The organism is Candidatus Brocadia sp., from assembly GCA_021646415.1.
Classification (GTDB): domain Bacteria; phylum Planctomycetota; class Brocadiia; order Brocadiales; family Brocadiaceae; genus Brocadia.
Window position 1 is genome coordinate 164868 of the sequence record SOEU01000003.1, and the last position, 17430, is coordinate 182297.

The 17430-nt window shown below is 41.9% G+C and carries 17 protein-coding genes and 2 pseudogenes; 9 read left to right on the top strand and 10 right to left on the bottom strand.

Annotated features, from left to right (window positions below):
• Positions 1-262: 262 nt before the first annotated feature.
• The 6 genes from E3K36_04485 to E3K36_04510 all read left to right on the top strand — a co-directional run bounded on the left by E3K36_04485 (position 263) and on the right by E3K36_04510 (position 4101).
• Entirely contained in the window at positions 263-1003 is a 741-nt protein-coding gene (locus E3K36_04485; GenBank protein MCF6154508.1) for a 1-acyl-sn-glycerol-3-phosphate acyltransferase, read from the top strand.
• 98 nt (positions 1004-1101) lie between these two features.
• A complete protein-coding gene (locus tag E3K36_04490; protein MCF6154509.1) occupies positions 1102-1593 on the top strand; it encodes a PilZ domain-containing protein in 492 nt (163 codons plus the stop codon).
• A 188-nt stretch (positions 1594-1781) separates the two neighbouring features.
• Positions 1782-3068 carry a tetratricopeptide repeat protein gene (locus E3K36_04495; GenBank protein MCF6154510.1) on the top strand — a complete coding sequence of 429 codons (1287 nt, stop codon included), beginning with the start codon at positions 1782-1784 and terminating at the stop codon, positions 3066-3068.
• An 18-nt stretch (positions 3069-3086) separates the two neighbouring features.
• Positions 3087-3317 (top strand): hypothetical protein, encoded by a 231-nt coding sequence (locus E3K36_04500; GenBank protein MCF6154511.1) that lies wholly within the window; start codon positions 3087-3089, stop codon positions 3315-3317.
• A 3-nt stretch (positions 3318-3320) separates the two neighbouring features.
• On the top strand, positions 3321-3731 hold the full coding sequence (locus E3K36_04505; protein ID MCF6154512.1) for a hypothetical protein: 411 nt from the start codon (positions 3321-3323) through the stop codon (positions 3729-3731).
• Positions 3732-3741: 10 nt separating this feature from the next.
• Positions 3742-4101 carry a divalent-cation tolerance protein CutA gene (locus E3K36_04510; protein ID MCF6154513.1) on the top strand — a complete coding sequence of 120 codons (360 nt, stop codon included), beginning with the start codon at positions 3742-3744 and terminating at the stop codon, positions 4099-4101.
• Between the two features lie 43 nt (positions 4102-4144).
• Here E3K36_04510 and E3K36_04515 read toward each other — a convergent pair whose 3' ends face one another.
• From E3K36_04515 to E3K36_04530, 4 genes and pseudogenes are all read right to left on the bottom strand, one after another.
• Positions 4145-4372: a DUF433 domain-containing protein gene (locus E3K36_04515; protein MCF6154514.1), complete on the bottom strand. Its 228-nt coding sequence runs from the start codon at positions 4370-4372 to the stop codon at positions 4145-4147.
• A 111-nt stretch (positions 4373-4483) separates the two neighbouring features.
• Positions 4484-4696 (bottom strand): annotated as a pseudogene (locus tag E3K36_04520) (DUF2283 domain-containing protein).
• Positions 4697-4713: 17 nt separating this feature from the next.
• Complete coding sequence (locus E3K36_04525) at positions 4714-4971, bottom strand: type II toxin-antitoxin system RelE/ParE family toxin (GenBank protein ID MCF6154515.1); 258 nt, start codon at positions 4969-4971, stop codon at positions 4714-4716.
• Positions 4968-5165, bottom strand: coding sequence for a hypothetical protein (locus E3K36_04530; protein ID MCF6154516.1), 198 nt, complete (start codon positions 5163-5165; stop codon positions 4968-4970). Before E3K36_04530 ends, E3K36_04525 begins: the two co-directional genes overlap by 4 nt.
• Positions 5166-5479: 314 nt before the next feature.
• Between E3K36_04530 and E3K36_04535 the strand changes: the two are divergent.
• Positions 5480-6729: pseudogene (locus E3K36_04535) on the top strand (IS66 family transposase).
• 77 nt (positions 6730-6806) lie between these two features.
• Here E3K36_04535 and E3K36_04540 read toward each other — a convergent pair.
• The 6 genes from E3K36_04540 to E3K36_04565 form a co-directional block, all read right to left on the bottom strand.
• Complete coding sequence (locus E3K36_04540; GenBank protein MCF6154517.1) at positions 6807-8609, bottom strand: ABC transporter ATP-binding protein; 1803 nt, start codon at positions 8607-8609, stop codon at positions 6807-6809.
• A gap of 434 nt (positions 8610-9043) precedes the next feature.
• Positions 9044-9862, bottom strand: coding sequence for an LPS export ABC transporter ATP-binding protein (lptB, locus tag E3K36_04545; GenBank protein MCF6154518.1), 819 nt, complete (start codon positions 9860-9862; stop codon positions 9044-9046).
• Between the two features lie 102 nt (positions 9863-9964).
• On the bottom strand, positions 9965-11470 hold the full coding sequence (locus E3K36_04550) for a S26 family signal peptidase (protein ID MCF6154519.1): 1506 nt from the start codon (positions 11468-11470) through the stop codon (positions 9965-9967).
• Positions 11471-11478: 8 nt separating this feature from the next.
• Entirely contained in the window at positions 11479-13275 is a 1797-nt protein-coding gene (gene lepA / locus E3K36_04555) for an elongation factor 4 (GenBank protein MCF6154520.1), read from the bottom strand.
• Entirely contained in the window at positions 13242-14201 is a 960-nt protein-coding gene (locus tag E3K36_04560) for an ROK family protein (protein MCF6154521.1), read from the bottom strand. The genes lepA and E3K36_04560 overlap by 34 nt, the downstream gene beginning before the upstream one ends.
• A gap of 336 nt (positions 14202-14537) precedes the next feature.
• Entirely contained in the window at positions 14538-14717 is a 180-nt protein-coding gene (locus tag E3K36_04565; protein ID MCF6154522.1) for a hypothetical protein, read from the bottom strand.
• 426 nt (positions 14718-15143) lie between these two features.
• On the opposite strand from E3K36_04565, the gene E3K36_04570 reads away from it, so the two are divergent.
• Complete coding sequence (locus tag E3K36_04570) at positions 15144-15845, top strand: MgtC/SapB family protein (GenBank protein ID MCF6154523.1); 702 nt, start codon at positions 15144-15146, stop codon at positions 15843-15845.
• A gap of 286 nt (positions 15846-16131) precedes the next feature.
• Entirely contained in the window at positions 16132-17403 is a 1272-nt protein-coding gene (locus E3K36_04575) for a tetratricopeptide repeat protein (protein MCF6154524.1), read from the top strand.
• Positions 17404-17430: the final 27 nt, after the last annotated feature.

Consider the following 17430-nt stretch of genomic DNA (forward strand, 5'->3'; position numbering starts at 1 on the left):
CATGAGTCTGGTTGTTAATTGTCCTGCACTTTCGTGAATAGCCAATATTATTCTAAGGCTTATAAAACTCCTTCAAACGTAATCTTCTTGTTGAAAAAGATAAATTTAAAGCTACAATAGGTAGTGAAATCTGACCTCAAGCACATTTTCTCATTTTGAGAAGAGTCTTGTAAGTCTTTAATTTTCCTTTCCTGTATGAATAAGCGGCGCGCGTGCCTTTGGGATCAGGTTCTTAGAGAAACGCAGAGTAAAAACTAGCATTATGCAGAAATTGTATCAGATACTGTTTACATTATATTCGTGGGTGTTATTTGTTTCACTCTGGATGCTTTCTACGTTGACTGCGGTAATTCTGAGCATTGATACAAAAGAAAAGGAGAATGTATTTAATACGATAGAAAGGTTCTTTAGCCGAATTGCATTTAAACTTCTCGGTATGAAGGTAGAAATTCAGGGTTTAGAGAATATACCCAGGAAAGAGCCGGTTATTTTCATCTCAAATCACCAAAGTATGATGGACATTAAACTCTCTCTCGCCTTTATCCCCGTAAACTTTAGCTTTATCTCAAAGGATACGGTCTTCTATGTCCCTGTTCTGGGGGCGTATATGACCGCATCGGGACATATCCCCATCCAAAGGACGGAAGACAGAAAGGCATATGCTACCCTTTTAACGGCCGTTAATAAATTAACGGCAAAAAAGTCGCTTGTAGTATTTCCCGAAGGGACAAGAAGTGAGGATGGGACGTTGGGTGCATTCAAAAGGGGTATTTCACTGATAGTTTTGAAATCTGGAAGAAGGGTCGTGCCAATGGCCATTTGTGGCAGTAATCAATTCATGCCAAAACGCGGGTGGTTATCCCACCCGGAAAAGAGATCTGTGAGAATATCCTTCGGCAAACCTCTTTCTTTTGACAGTTCAAGGACAGATCGGGAATACACGATTTATGTAATAGACAAATTACAGCAAGAGGTGTCAAAGTTGATGGGCTATAAACAATAAAAAAGAGTTGTTTTTTTTATTCTAATGTATAATAATGTCTAAAAATCGAAGCGGAAGCCTGAACAAGATTACTCTCAGGAAATAAGAAATTACCGGATATGTCTTCTAAAAAAAAGGTAATGAAAATATTTGAGCAGCTATCTCTACCTGAACTCCATGAGGCCAGGATTTGTATTGAAGACCTGATTACAAAACGGGAAGGAAGTGCCACTAAATCAAAAAAAGAAACAAACAAAGCAGAAGACAAATTGTCAGGCCTGCAGAGACGCGAACGATTTTACAATATCTTTCCCTGTAAAATTAAAAAGATCAATGAATTAAGAAAGTCGGCCTTTTTAGGGACAGTTGTTGACATTTCTCAAGGTGGGTTACGGCTGAAAACAAAGAAAAAAATAGCCACGGGTAATATACTGGTCATTTTCCCTGAGAAAAAAGAAGAAGCAGGAATTCTGGCACTTTCCCCTGACTATGACCGCATTGGGAACAAGATTTTTGTAGAAGTAATTCGTGTGAAAGAGTTAATGGGAATGTCTGAAATAGGTTGCAAATTTTTGCCTCGCGACAGCCTGCTCTTCAATATCATTGTATAATTTAACAAAACATACCGCAATTTTAATTATGTGCACTGAAAAACCATAAATTTTCCATGGGACTGAGGTTTTTTTGTTATTGACTTTGACATTGATTCAATATACATTAATACAAGGACTTAAGGACGTATCGATTGATTTATAACGCCTCGTTGTTAAAAAGGCAATACATATTTAATGAAAAATTAATGAAAAAAACACTGACAGGTATTTGTCTCATCCTGAGTATTCTTGGCTGCACCTCTTCGAATAAAAGATATAACCAGGCCGATCAATATCAATTAGCAATGCAGTTTAATAATCTCGGTGCAAAATACGTAAACAAAGATATGACCGATGAGGCGATCATGCAATTTAAGAGGGCGCTCTTAATGAAACCTGATTTTGCAGAAGCTCATAACAACCTTGGTGTTGCTTATTGCAGGCAACAGATGTTTGATGATGCAATAGCTGAATTTAAACTGGCAATTAAGATTAATCCTGATTATTCCAAGGCACACGATAACCTCGGATTTGCATACAGAAACAAAAACATGTTTAATGAGGCTATTGCAGAGCATAATCTGGCGCTGAAAATAAACCCTCAGGATTTAGAGGCAAAGAAGAACTTAGACTTAGCCAAAGAAGGGAAAAAGATATATGAAAAAACCAGGGAATATCAAATAGCGAACAAGGATATAGCCCCTGGAAGCATCACCGGATACAACCAGTATTCAAGAGGTTTTTTCGATGAAGCTATCATGTCATTTAAAAAGGTCCTGGAAGAAGACCCCACTGACATGATGGCATCTTGCTATCTGGGTCATACCTATGCTATGAAGGGGATGCTTGATGATGCCATCCGTTTGTACAAAGAAATTCTTGCCAGAGATGCTTCGAACGTTCTCATACGATTGAGTCTTGGCGAGGCATATCTTGGGAAAGGACTTTGTGACGAGGCAATTCTGGAATATGAAACCATACTAAAGACCAATCCCAATAACACCCGTGCCTTTTATAAACTTGGTGAGGCTTATACAGAGAAAGGGTTATTGAAAAAAGCCGCTGTCTTTTATAATAAGGCAATTGTATCTAATCCAAATTTCTTAGCGGCATATGATAAGCTGGGGACCGTTTATTTTCAGGAAGGTTTATATGACGAAGCAATTTCTTCATGGAAAAAATTATTGGAAATAAATCCCGCTTCGGCAAAAGCCCACTACAATTTGGGAGTGGCTTATGCAGGCAAGAACATGTTAGAAGATGCTATAACCGAATTTAAGAAGACGATAAATACCAATCCCGCGAATGCAGACGCCCGTTATAATTTAGCATACGCTTATGAGGAAAAGGGAATGATAGATGAAGCGGTTGCAGAATATAAGAAGGCATTGGATATAAATTCAAGTGAGCCGGGTAAAAATAACAGGGAAACAGTGAATACACAGGAAGAATCTGAGAAGGTGATTGTTACATTTGATAAACATGACTCATGATATTGAAAGACAACAACTATGAAGCAAAAACTAAAGACGGTCATAATACTAGCGATGGCAGTATTTATTTCGTTAATTGCTATCTACGCCTTTAAACGTGTTTCCACTACAATTGAACAGGCACGCGGGGCTGAATTATTATGGAAATGTTTCGCAATATGGATCAAGAGCATTATATTAACGCAGACGGTATTGGTATTGGGAGGATTATTTTTGTTTATGCTGAGAAAACCTAAAGGTACCGTATAATTAATGACGCGCTTCCTTGTATTTTTGATAGCTGCCTATGTCATCTATTATCTCTTTAAAAATAGTTTAAAAAGCAAGGCACCAGGGAACACTACCCAACATCCTCCAGATAAAAAAACAGATGTCGCTGCTTCACGGGTAAAAGAAATTGCCTACGTTTTTTATTCAGCGACCAAAGATGGCGATACCTGTGATGTATGCATGTCCTTAGATGGGAGGCATATGCTCCCCAATCACAAAATGCTCCATACCATAAAACCACCCCATGCGGACTGCAAAAGCACTCGGGGATGCCGTTGCACCCTTGTCTATGTAACACGTGATGAAGAGGGGAGCAATGAAATTGAATCTCTTTTAAAAAAGCGTGGCGGTATGTGCGACAGGAAAACTCTTGATACAGAACGTATGGGGTAAAGCAGATAGCATGACTAAAGCGCTTGTAATTTTTGTGACGGCCAGTTCAATTGATGAAGCAAGAAAAATAGGTCAAACTTTGGTAAAAGAGGGTAAGGTCGCATGTTGTAATATTGTCCAGTCGGTTGAGTCTATTTTTAAGTGGCAGGGTAAATTACAGGTTGAACGCGAAGTGTTGATGATATGTAAAACGAGAGAAGAACTGTTCGATACAGTGGAAAAACGTGTCAAACAATTACACAGTTACCAGGTACCCGAGATTATTGCCGTACCAATCACGCAAGGTTCAAAGGATTACCTGGATTGGGTAACAAAGGAGACCGAACTCTGCAGTAAACACATCGAATATTTGCCCTCCAATGGACCTTAAATAATCAATAATGGGCTCAATAGGTTTTCATTGACGAAAATCTTCACGCTGTAACCCCTGCTTCCTCATCAGAAAGAAGAGAAGCATATGATAAACATGCCCTGATGTCTTCCTCGATAATATTTGGATATGCTTTTTTGATGCCATCAAAATTCTCTCCCGCTGCAAGAAGATCGAGTATAATATGCACAGGGATTCTGGCTCCCTTAATACATGGTTTGCCACTGCATATCTTCGGATCAGATACTATTCTTTCAATATTTGTATTCATACCTCTAACCGCCCTTTATGTTTTTACAATATCAATGCCAATATTTTTCTTTGATGCTGTTTTGCGGCAAGGGTTTAGTCAACGAAGGCAAAAGGAGGTTTAGATAGTTTCTTAGCTTGTATGAAGTGCAAGGTCTTCAAGGGTTACTTTTTTGAAAACATTATTAGTACCAAACCTTTTTACAGCATCAAGGATTTCAATACCTGCAATTTTCCCTTCTAAATCATAATCAATAGCAATTCCTTCAGCACATGCTTTGTTGTTACGGTTGTCTCGATAAAACGTATATATAATGCATCCCCTCTGATCATAAGTTATTCTCATCTCGTTCCTCAACTCTTTTAGTGCCTTTTGTAAATTTCTTTTCTATGACCGACACGAAGAACAACAATATCCTTACCTTCAATATCAAAAATAACTCTATAATCACCAATTTTAAAACGGTATGTTCCTATTTTCGGATCTGTCAGTTTATCAGCGTGTTCTAAAGGATTATCCTGTAATTTCAAGATGGCTTTGCTTAACTGACGCTTTATGGAAGGGTCAAGTTTTTTAATATCCTTTTCTGCCCGGCGGGTGTAAACAAGGTTATAGCTCATTTTCCAAAAATCTCTTTGTGTGATTTTATCCTGCCTGCTTTATACTCGGCTCTTGCCTCCTTGATACTCTGAAGATATTCGGGAGAGGTCATGGCGAGTAAATCTTCAATAAACGACTCTCTTTCATGTTTCTTCATCTTCTTTACAGCTTCGATAATATCGTAAGATGATATGGGTACTTTTACTTCTATCATTTTTTCACCTCCTTAAATGTCATTTTAACATGTAATCTTTCTCTCAACAATCGCAATCTCCTCAGACGTGAGGTCGTAGAATTTGTAAACCATTTGATCAACCCATCAGATAGTAAACATTCGCGGGGTCAAAGTGTTTTTCTAAATCATGGACTTCGGGTTTCAAAGTTTTTCAAGAATCCGGATCTTTCGTAATGGCCCTGTCCTCACGGAAGTGGGGAAAAGGGTGTATTTTTGAACATTTTCATTCAGATATAATTTGTCAATTTGAAAGATTTGATACCTTACCTTTCAATTACCTTTCAACGAGTCAGACTACCCCTTCCGGCATGACACCACCTTATCTCAAGCCCACAAGCAAAAGGAAAAGGCAGCCTTGTGGCAGGAAGCACGGACATAAGGGGATTTCCCGGAAACGGCCCGAAACCATAACTGCCTATCAGACACATACCCTGGAGAGTTACCCTGACTGTCAGCAGCTGCTGCAAAAGCAGGTAAGAACGTATAAGCGATACATCGAGGATATTCCACGCCTTGACCCTGTCGTGACGGAACATACGGTTCATGGTTACTGGTGTTCTTGTTGCAAAAAGATAGTTCAACCCATGGTCACAGATGCCTTGCCAAACGCCAGACTCGGATTGCGCCTCGTTGTCTTTACCGCCTGGCTTCATTACTTAGTCGGTATGAGTGTAAACAATATCGTAAAGATGGTTTCCGTATTTTTCAACCTTCACATAAGCGCCGGTGGTTTAACCCAGGCATGGAAGTCTCTTGCCACACTCCTGGAATCACGGTATAACGATATTGGACGAGAAGTCTCTGCCAGCGCCGTCTTGCACGCAGATGAAACCGGGTGGAGGTTGAATGGGAAAACCCATTGGTTATGGTGTTTTACCACCAAAACCCTCTGCTACTACCTCATAACACGGAATCGGGGGGCGCCTGTCATAAAAAAGTCTTAGGCACGTTGTTCAAGGGTATCCTGATCTGTGACTTCTGGGGCGCTTATAACAAGATAAGCGCGCTGGCAAAGCAGCGGTGTTTCTATCATCTTTTCACAGAACTCGTGAAAGTAGGCACCTACAACCGTTCTACCTCATGGAAAGTTTTCAGGAAAAAACTTTCCCGGCTGCTCAGGGATGCCATCCGACTATCCGAGAAAAAGAACCAAGTGAGCCAGGCATGCTTTCTTAGACTCAAAAAAAGGTTGTATCGCAGGCTTAAACAGTTTCTGGCAACACCCTGTCAGGATAAAGACTCACAAAGATTGACCAAGCGTTTGAATCGCCATAAACAGGAACTCTTCACGTTCCTGGAACATGAGGGTGTGAGTCCCTATAATAACCACGCTGAGCAACAGATGCGAAAGCCAGTATTGACCCGAAAGGTTTCACAACAGAATCGTTCTAAACACGGGGCAAAAACTCAGGCAATCCTCATGACTTTGCTTCGCTCTGCGGAATTACAGGGGACTAATCCAGTGGAAAGCCTTCTGGCAAGTGCAGAAAATGCTCTTACGGCTAAAACGCCTTCTGGGTTAACTCATAAAATCGCTAGTTAATTTTTCAAAGAACTAAAGTGTTACAAAACTTTTAACATATCCAGTATATCCTTTTCTACCGATTCAATTTTGAATAATTACCCATGCCCTATCAACGCCTCCTTCATATACACCTTGTAAAGCTGGCTGTAAAGACCGCCCTGGCGCAGGAGTTCTTCGTGACTGCCCTCTTCCACCTTCTCTCCCTTGTTTAATACGATGATCTTGTCGCAGTGGAGGATGGTGGATAGCCGATGGGCAATGAAGATGGACGTCATGCCCCGTGTGACCTTTTGAATGGCATTCTGGATCAATACTTCAGAGAGGGGGTCCATGCTAGATGTTGCCTCGTCAAGGATTATCACCCGTGGATCATAAATGATAATCCTGGAGAGAGAGATAAATTGGCGTTCGCCTACCGAGAGATTTGCACCACGCTCGGCAATTTCCATATCGAGTCCCCTGGGCATGCGGTCGATAAAGGGCATTAACCCCAATTCTCCGATGGTCCCTAATACCTGTGAATCGGATACAGGATTAAACAGGGTAATGTTGTCCCGCAATGTGCCTGCAAACAAAAAGACATCCTGACTGACTAATCCAATGACGTATCGCAGCCCCACTTTTTCTATTTTCCCTATATCGATCTGATCAAGCAGTATAGTACCTTTCTGGATTTCATAGAGCCGTGTTAATACACTTGCGATCGACGTCTTCCCGCTGCCAGTTACCCCTACCAGTGCGACAGACTGTCCTGTTTCTATGTGAAAAGAAATATCTTTCAATACATAATCGCTGCCGTTGTATGCAAACCAGACATTCTGGAATTCTATCTCCCCTTTAAAATCTCTCTTGGGAACTTCTTTTGAGGGATGGGAAATGAAATAATCTACCTCAGATGGTCCTCTCATGAGACCAAATACACGTTCGGACGACGCCATTGCACCTTGAAAGATATTATACTTTTCAACGATATCTCTGATGGGGTCAAATAAGTCATGAATGTACGCCAGGAATGCCACTAAGACCCCAAGGGTAAGGAACCCGTGCATGTACCTCACGGCGCCATACCAGAGTACCAGACCAACTGCCAGTGCACTCACCATATTAATCGCCGGCTGGAATACCGCAAAATAACGGATATATTTGACCTGTTCTTTCAAATAATCATCGTTGATCTCGTCAAATTTGTCATAATTCTTTTTTTCACGATTAAAGAGCTGAATGACTTTCATCCCCGTAATGTTTTCATTGAGATAGGCATTGATACGTGCCAGCTTACGCCGTATCTCCCGAAATGAGTTCTTCATGCGGCTACCAAACCAGAGGGCAATTATCACAATAATTGGAAAGACGGAGAGGGTAATAACCGCAAGTTTCAAGTTTAGCATAAACATAGCTACGAATATGCCAATGATAATAAAGATGTCACCGATTACTACAATAACGCCGGCTGAAAAGAGTTCTCCAATAGCCGCGATGTCATTGGTCAGGCGTGTAACGATCCGCCCGACAGGATTTTTATCAAAAAAAGAAACGGGAAGTGATTGGATGTGATGAAAAAGCTCCATGCGCATATCGAGCATAACCTTCTGCCCAATGGCCTGAATATTATAACTTTGCACCACCACCAATACCAGACGCAATGTTTCAATAGCCAGGATGGCCAATGCCGTCCTGTATATTAATGCTTTATCCCCTTTGTTAATACCATGATCAATTGCATATCCAAAGAGGTACGGACCGAGTAAAAACAAAACGGTGGTGATGAGTACCATAAAGACGGAGAGCAAGCCTGATGCCTTATAGCGCAATACATACGAAAGCAGTTTTTTGATAACCGTCCTATCGTATAATTTGCCAGCTAAAATGTCTTCGGTGAAAAATTCTTCTTTATCCATGGTATATTTCTAAGTCAATACCTCTTTCTAAATTCACTGCGTTCCTTGATGATTTTCCAATTTAATGTTTAATATCTTATAAAAAATATTTTGGCATTATTAGCAAAAATATTAATAAAACTAACCCTGTCAGGGTTTAAAACCCTGACAGGGTTGACTCACAAATTTCGTACTTCGGTTTTTGTCTTTTTCGACGCGTTCGGGTTAGGATTTTCAAACCGACAGTTTCCCCTCTAACAAGAGAGGGCTTCGTCGTGAGCCATCGGCGTGAGCTCAGACGAACGCTCAGTCGAACGATCAAGGGGTGTGCGGGAGGCATGATTGCACACACCCTGCCCCCTCTTTTCAGAGGGGGGCTTTAAAAGCTGCTGCCAAAGGCAACATGGTTTTTTGGATATTTTTTATTTCTTAAAAATTCTCAGGCTGACAGGTATTTACTTGATGATAGTATCTTTGCGAACAATGGGTTTTCGGTCGGCATCTATCGACTTTTTACTGTTGATGTCTTTGAAGTCCGTCAATCTATGTTCACTGGTAGGAAAATTATCACCTAAATAGGATTGGCGTGCAATGGGGTTATTTAAGATTTCCTGGGTGGTACCTTTGGCAACAACCGTGCCTTCGCTTATGATATATGAGTGAGTCGTAATACTGAGGGCTTCACGTACATTGTGGTCGGTGATAAGGAGACCGATCCCCCTGTTCTTAAGTCTCAGGAGGATGTCTTGCACCTCATTAACAGCAATTGGGTCGACACCGGTAAATGGTTCGTCAAGGAGGATCATGGTGGGGGAACTGGCAAGTGCCCGTGCGATTTCGAGTCGTCTTCTTTCACCACCGGATAGGGTAAATGCCTTGTTTTTTGCCAGATGTTTTAAGTTGAATTCGGTAAGCAATTCGATCAGGCGTTTGTATTTCTCTTCGGAATTGTATCGATGTGTCTCCAGGATGGCGAGGATATTTTCTTCTACCGTCAGCCGCTGAAAAACGGATGGCTCCTGGCACAAGTACCCCATCCCTTTCCGTGCCCGCAGATAGATGGGGAAGTCAGTAATATCTTCATTTTGAAAAATCACACGGCCACTATCCGGCCGAACAACACCAATAATCATGTTGAAGGAAGTACTTTTCCCCGCCCCGTTTTGACCGAGTAAACCCACGATCTCCCCGTCATTAACCTCAAAACTGACATGATTTACCACGGTGCGCTTACCGTATGATTTTGTTAACCCATCTGCCCTTAATAAATTCATAATGAAAACCTTTGACCACAAAGACACTAAGGACACAAAAAAAACTTTTAAAAACTTCTCTTTTTGTCTTGTGTTTCGTGGTATGTCTTTTCGTGTTTAAAATTATCTTATAAACTTCATCGTATCCAGAGGCCAGAATACAAAGAATGCCTTCCCTACAAGATTCTCTTCCGGGACGAACTTCCATACGCGGCTATCGTTACTGTTTCTGCTATTATCCCCGAGCATAAAATAATCCTTCTCACCCAACTGGATCGCTTCGGTTGTACCCCAGGTACCAGCCGAGAGATTGGTATAATAAATATCATGGAAAATCCTGATATTTTCAAAAGTCCCATGTATGCGGGTACCACCAAAACGAATTTTACTGGTATCAAATGGGCGTGGATCAGGTACCATTCCGTCATCATAGTCAAATACGAAAACTTTTTCACTATCTACTGAGAAGGATACCACGTGGTCTACATTTGAAAACTCGATCTTGTGCGGGTGTCCGTTTTGCAGGCGGATACCTGTTTCCAAAACGACTTTACCATCCTTCATAAGACGACCTTTTGCATCCGTATCATCCGTTGGAATAATGGCAGTAAATACATTGTTGTTTTTTTCAAGGACAAGTTCCAGACATTCCGAACCTTTCAAAAGCGTCACATCAAAGCGAAGCTTTACGTCACCCATTTCCGTGCTGCCAGACCTGTTATTGTAACCATTTTGGTCATAAATGTTTCTCCCAAACGTTACAAGAGACGTATCATGGTTGTTTTGTGACATATTATCCAAAACAAATGACTTTTCATTAATTTCCCATGCACTACTGTCAGTTATCCACGTTGGTCCGTCAGTTTCCTTCGCCAAATAATGACTGTTGTAAACCGGTAGCCACAGCGTATCCTGCACAGAATCAGGTTTTCTTTGTATCCTGCCATTGGTATAAATATCACCATTGATGATCTGAAGCTTTTCACCAGGTAAACCAACGAGACGTTTAATATAATTCTTCGTTTTCTTTGAGAATCTTGTTGAGCCACACCGGGGACAACGGAAACCCTCGTGCCATTCCGTATCAGGAAGTTGTGTGGCACAATTTTTACAGGTAAGGTCGTATAACGGGTAGACAAACACTACGACATCCCATCGTTGTGGATCTTTAAATTTATACCAGAATTTATTGACCACGATCCTGTTTCCACCGTGAATTACCCGATTTGACAGGTCCGACCAGGCGACTGTGGTTTTACAGCGTGGACAAGATCCCTTTCTCCATAACCATGCCGGCCAATTATAGCGGATCCTGTTATTGCAAATATCGCAATAAGCCGAAAGATTTATCCCGAATTGGCAATTGGGACACGTAGCGCTTTCGCTTTGACGGTCGGCATAAAAAAACCAGCTGCAATTTGGACATTTCACATCCTTATGCTCACCCAATAAGGTCGGCGCCATCGAGCCAGTAGGGATTTTAAATGCCTCCACCACAAAATAGCGGATAGCAAAGGCCAGCGCGACAGCAATGGCTATCGATTCAATATTTTCGCGTAATTTGCTCTTCCGTTTTTTTGTCTTATCGTTTACCCTGGATTTTGTTTGTTGGTCTTTTATGTCAGCCATCCTGCACCTCATTCATCAACGGATAATACAGACAAGAACGCCTTCTGTGGAATTTCCACGTTCCCGATGGACTTCATTCGCTTTTTGCCTTCTTTCTGTTTTTCCAAAAGTTTTCGTTTTCGTGTAATATCGCCACCATAACACTTGGCTGTTACATTTTTCGCAATTGGACGGATCGTTTCCCTTGCAATAACCCTGCTTCCGATCGCTGCCTGTAAAACTACCTCGAAGAGGTGTCGTGAAATTTCGTTTTTGAGTTTTTTAACCAGTCTTCTACCTTTCATCTCAGCATCTTTCCTGTGGACGATGGTTGAAAGGGCATCTACGCGTTTACCTGACACAAGAATGTCCAATTTTACAAGGTCCGCCGGCTCATACCCGATAAAATCATAGTCGAGTGTCCCGTAACCTCGTGTGGCCGATTTCATCTTGTCAAAAAAATCAAAGATAATCTCAGCCAATGGTAGCTCATAGGTAAGTATCGCTCGCTTCTCGCTGAGATATTCGGTACCCTTATATCTTCCCCTGCGTCCTTCTGCGAATTGCATAATAGTCCCGACATATTCTGTAGGCAAAACAAAGCTGGCACGCACTATTGGTTCTCTGAATTCCTCAATTTCATTCACCGGGGGAACCTTTTCCGGATTATCGACCTTAATTACCTCTTTATTGGTTTTCAATATCTCATAGGTCACATTGGGAGCGGTCTGCACAATATTGATGTTGCTTTCCCGTTCCAGTCGTTCCTGGACAATTTCCATGTGCAAGAGACCAAGAAATCCACACCGAAATCCGAATCCAAGTGCCTGTGAAGTCTCCGGCTCAAAGGTAAATGACGAATCGTTCAGGCTCAACCGTTCCAGTGCCTCACGCAACACATGAAAATCGGCATTATCTGCCGGATAGACACCGCAGTATACCATGGGCATGGGTGCCCGATACCCCGGCAACGCCTCTTCGGTACGTTCCTTATTATGGGTAACCGTATCCCCTACCTTGACATCATGAATAGATTTGATGTTGGCAATACAGTAGCCTACCTCACCTGCCAAGAGGCAATCTTTCGCTACCATCTTTGGCTTGAATACTCCGACCTCTTCTACCTTGAAAGAACGGTTCGTCTTCATCATGTATATCTCATCACCCACCTTAACAGAGCCGTCGAAGATACGCAGATACACAATAACACCGCGATATTCGTCATAGACAGAATCAAAGATCAGGGATTTCAACGGCGCATTGGGATTGCCTTTTGGCGGTGGTATCCGCTTGATGATGGCTCCAAAGATTTCACCGACGCCTTCCCCGGTTTTTGCGCTGACCATCAACGCATCTGCCGGGTCAATACCCAGGGTTTTTTCCATTTCAGTAAGTACATCGTAAGGCCGGGATTGCGGCAGGTCGATCTTACTGATAACAGGAATGACGGCCAAATTGTGTTCCATGGCAAGATAGGCATTGGCAACTGTCTGTGCCTCGACACCTTGTGAGGCATCAACCAGCAACAATGCTCCTTCGCAGGCGCCCAGACTTCTGGAAACTTCGTAGCTGAAGTCCACATGACCGGGTGTATCTATCAAATTGAGGTTGTACTCCTTGCCATCCCGCACCAGTTTCAGTGCAACTGCACTGGCCTTGATGGTGATACCACGTTCGCGCTCCAGATCCATATCATCCAGCATCTGGTTACGGAACTCTCTGGATGTGATGGTATTCGTCTTTTCCAACAACCGGTCTGCCAGCGTAGACTTCCCATGGTCAATGTGCGCAATTATACAGAAATTTCTAATTCTGTCAGTAGACATCCTGCCGCTCCTATAATCCCCGCATCGTTGCCAAGCTGCGAAAACACAATTTTCGTATCTTTATATGATGCCTCGAAGGCCCCCCGCTGAGTGACCTGCCTTATGGGATTCATCAATAATTCCCCGGAACCAATCATACCGCCTGCCAATACAATCATCTCCGGATTTAATACATGCATAATATTAATAAGGGCAATACCAAGGTAACGCCCCGTCTCTTCAATAATATCTAACGACACCCTGTCGCCCTGAAAAGCAGCATCGCTAATCATCTTTGCCGTAATTTCATCAGAAATTTGTAATGACGAAGATTTACCGCTCTTTAATACCTCTTTAAAACGCCGTACCATACCCGTAGCCGATGCATACACCTCGACACATCCACGATTGCCACAATTGCATTGCGGTCCGTCCATCTGAATCACCATGTGACCGATCTCAGCTGCAACATTATTAGCACCCCTCCATAACTTATTATCGATAACAATACCACCCCCAATCCCTGTTCCCAGGGTAAGCATCACCATGGAATGAACTTCCTTCCCTGCCCCTACCCACTTCTCGCCCCATGCGGCTGCGTTGGCATCGTTTTCCAATATACAGGGCCTTGAAAACCGTTCTGCTACTATGCGTTTGATAGGAATATTTCGCCAGCGAGGCAGATTGGGGGAAAAGAGAATCGTTTCACCTTTTTTATCGACAAGGCCCGGCGATCCCAGCCCAACACCTATCATATCAGATTCTTTTCTGTGAGCGCTCTGTATGATTTCAGTTATCAGCGAAAGGATTTGACTGGATATAGTCTCTGAATCGGCATGAGAATTGGTTTTTATGGAAAGGCGATGGAGAATTTTCCCATCCGTATCTACGATACCTGCCTTTAGGTTTGTACCTCCCAGATCTATCCCGATTATATAGTTACCCAAATCTTATGAATCCTTGTTTCAGAGAAGAGCACGGTATGTATCCAGATAAAATCAGCAATACACAACAGTTAATCCTGTCAAAAATATTTGCCCCCAAACAAAGGCTACAATTCATTTACATAAACTCAAAATATTAACAAAAGTCTTATGCTAAGTCAACTTATATGCATAATATGCCAGGACTACGTCAAAGATAAACGTAAATATTTATTGTTAGGATGAAAAAAATTTTACTGATTTTTAAACATTGTTTCTCATACAAACAATATAAGTTAAGAATAAGAAAAGAGAAAAGGCAAAAACCTGCTAGAGAAAGACTTCACGTTCAACTTCTTTTTAGTTGTTATTCCCTCTTTTCTCCTTTAAAAAGGCATCCATATCGGCCTTGATACGGGGTTCATCAACCTCTTTGGCCTTATTGTAGCAGAGGATGCAGATGTCTCCTTTCGTGGTAGTCATCTTTTTCCATTCGTCTTTTTCTCCGAGATAGAGACCACACTTCCAGCAATTAGCCATAGTAAATTCTCCTCATAATTTCATTGTATAGAATTCCATCAGGTGAAAACTCGTAGAAACCCGCCAAGATATCCGCCATATTGCGCACCTCATCAACACATTCATGAAGAGCTCTAACTTACGTATACTTGTTACCTCCCACCAATAACACCTTTTGCCATTTATTCCACTTTTGCAAAATTGTAATATACCACAAGAGATACTATCAATTATCCAAAAAAAAGGAACACAAATATACACGAGAGAACTTTTTTTCGCAGAACTTTATGAAATACCTTCAAACTGTTGAAATTTCGGCTTTGAGGGAGGACAATAAACATTTGACATTAATTATTGACGGGGTTATACTTTTTGATAACACCTAAATCATTTATTTAAAATGATTTATATATCGAAAACATTTTTTTACGGAATTAAGGAGCAGATATGTTTTGCCTTCAGAGTATTCTAGAAACCTTCGATAACTCTATCGGAAAACTTCTCATAGCAGCCGTTTTAGGCGGAATTATCGGGTGGGAGAGAGAAAGGCGGGGACGACCGGCCGGATTGCGGACTCATATCCTGGTATGCGTGGGTGTAACCCTGATGATGGTTGTATCTGAGCATATCTTCCACAAATATAAAACTTTTGCCGCTGACTCCATCATAAGGGTCGATCCTGCAAGGATTGCCGCTCAGGTGGTAACCGGGATCGGTTTCCTGGGTGCAGGCACAATTATGAGATTTAAAACAACGGTGAGGGGGTTAACGACTGCGGCATCCTTATGGGTCGTGGCGGGTATCGGTTTGGCAATAGGAAGCAGCTGTTATACCCCTGCGATACTTACGACAGTTATCACCCTTTTTGCACTATTATTAGTGCCTCTCTTTGAGCGCGATATCAAGCGTGATACCTATAAAACACTGAAGATATGTGCCTCCGGTTCGGAACCCAATTTTACGTCTATTCTGGAAATATTAAAAAGAAACTCCATGGAACTACAGCATTACGAGTTTGAACGGGATCTTGTGAAAAACGAAGTCCAGTACAACATCAATGTGAGGTTTAAAGACGAGTCTGCAGTCTCAAAAGTCTGCGATGAGGTTACCGGGTCAATCAAGGAGATTCGTAAACTTGGCTGGGAGTAAGTGTTTTTGATTATCTAAATATCTATCAAATAAACATTTGACAATATATAGCCCATTTGATATATTCCCCCATAAAAGTATGGCTTAGCCTGTCCTGCCTCAAGTTAGGCATGAACAAACAAGTTTGGCGTTCGGCTGATCCTTCGGCAAGCTCAGGATGAACGAGATTATTTCATCCGTACATGATAATAAGCGTGTCGAACTATCATGACAAAGTCCATGCTACCGTTTCCTGAAAGATAAAATAAGTCCGTTATAGAAAATTCATGTATCGATAAAAGTTTTCATGGGAGACCCGATAATGGTAACGAATCTAGTATCGCCATTCAAAACACTAACGTTAATGGCAGTATTAGTTTCTGGAGGTATATACGGATGTTCCAAGGTCGATATGCCTGATGAGGTCATCACTGCATATCAAAAGGCCATTCGCATAAATCCCACTTTGGCGGCGGCACACTATGACCTGGGGATGGCATATAATAACCGGACGATGGTTGACGAAGCTATCGCGGAACTAAAAAAGGCTACAGAGATTGATCCGGATTATAAGGATGCACTTTTTCAGCTTGGTTTACTTTACATGGAAAAAGGTCTTTGGGAAGATGCTCTGACTGCACTTAAATCTGTGATACGATTAGATCCCAACCATGAGTTGGCACATAGTAAGCTGGCTGACGTTTATAAATCCAGACAGATGTTTGACGATGCCATGCACGAATATAAAAAAGTAATGGAGATCAATCCCAAAGACGGCGTATCTCAGTATAATCTGGGAGTAGTTTACGCTGAGAAAAATGAGACAGATAAGGCAATTCAGGCATTCGGGAAGGCCATCGAAATCAATCCAAATTATACAGATGCCCATTTTGGTTTAGGCAAGATATACCTGAATAAGAACCGGCTGGATGAGGCGGAAACTGAATTCAAAAAAGTTACTGATATCAATCCGCACCATGCCCAGGCGCATTACCATCTCGGTTTAACCTACTACGCTAAAGGCGAAAATGTCAAGGCTGCGGATGCTTACAGGAGATCAATAGAAATTGATCCCAAAAACCCAAAGGTACATTATAGCCTGGGTATCGTTTATGCTGATGAAAGGTTATTCGAAGAGGCGATTGAAGAATTTAGCACCGTCGTGAAGCTCGACCCGCGTGACGCAAACGCACATTACAGACTTGGTAAGGCCTACGCTGACAAGCGGGTGCTTGCTAATGCCATTACCACCGTTCGCAAGGCAGCAGCTGCCCATTACAACATACAGAATCCTTATTCGGACAAAAGGGCACTTGACGAAGCAATTGCATCATTACAAAAGGCTATTGAGGTAAATCCTTACAATCCGTCTGTATACTTTGACCTTGGGAGCTCATATTCAGAAAGCAGAATTTTGGATGAGGCGGCAATTGCACTTGAAGAGACCATCCGAATTGATCCCAATTTTGCAAAGGCGCATTACGGTCTAAGTATCATTTATGACCGAAAGGGTATGAAAGAAGAGGCGCAACGGGAGTATCAGGCATACATGAAATTAACGTGCGAAAGCAAGAAATAAATTTTTCCCGGGATAGTAGCCGGCGGC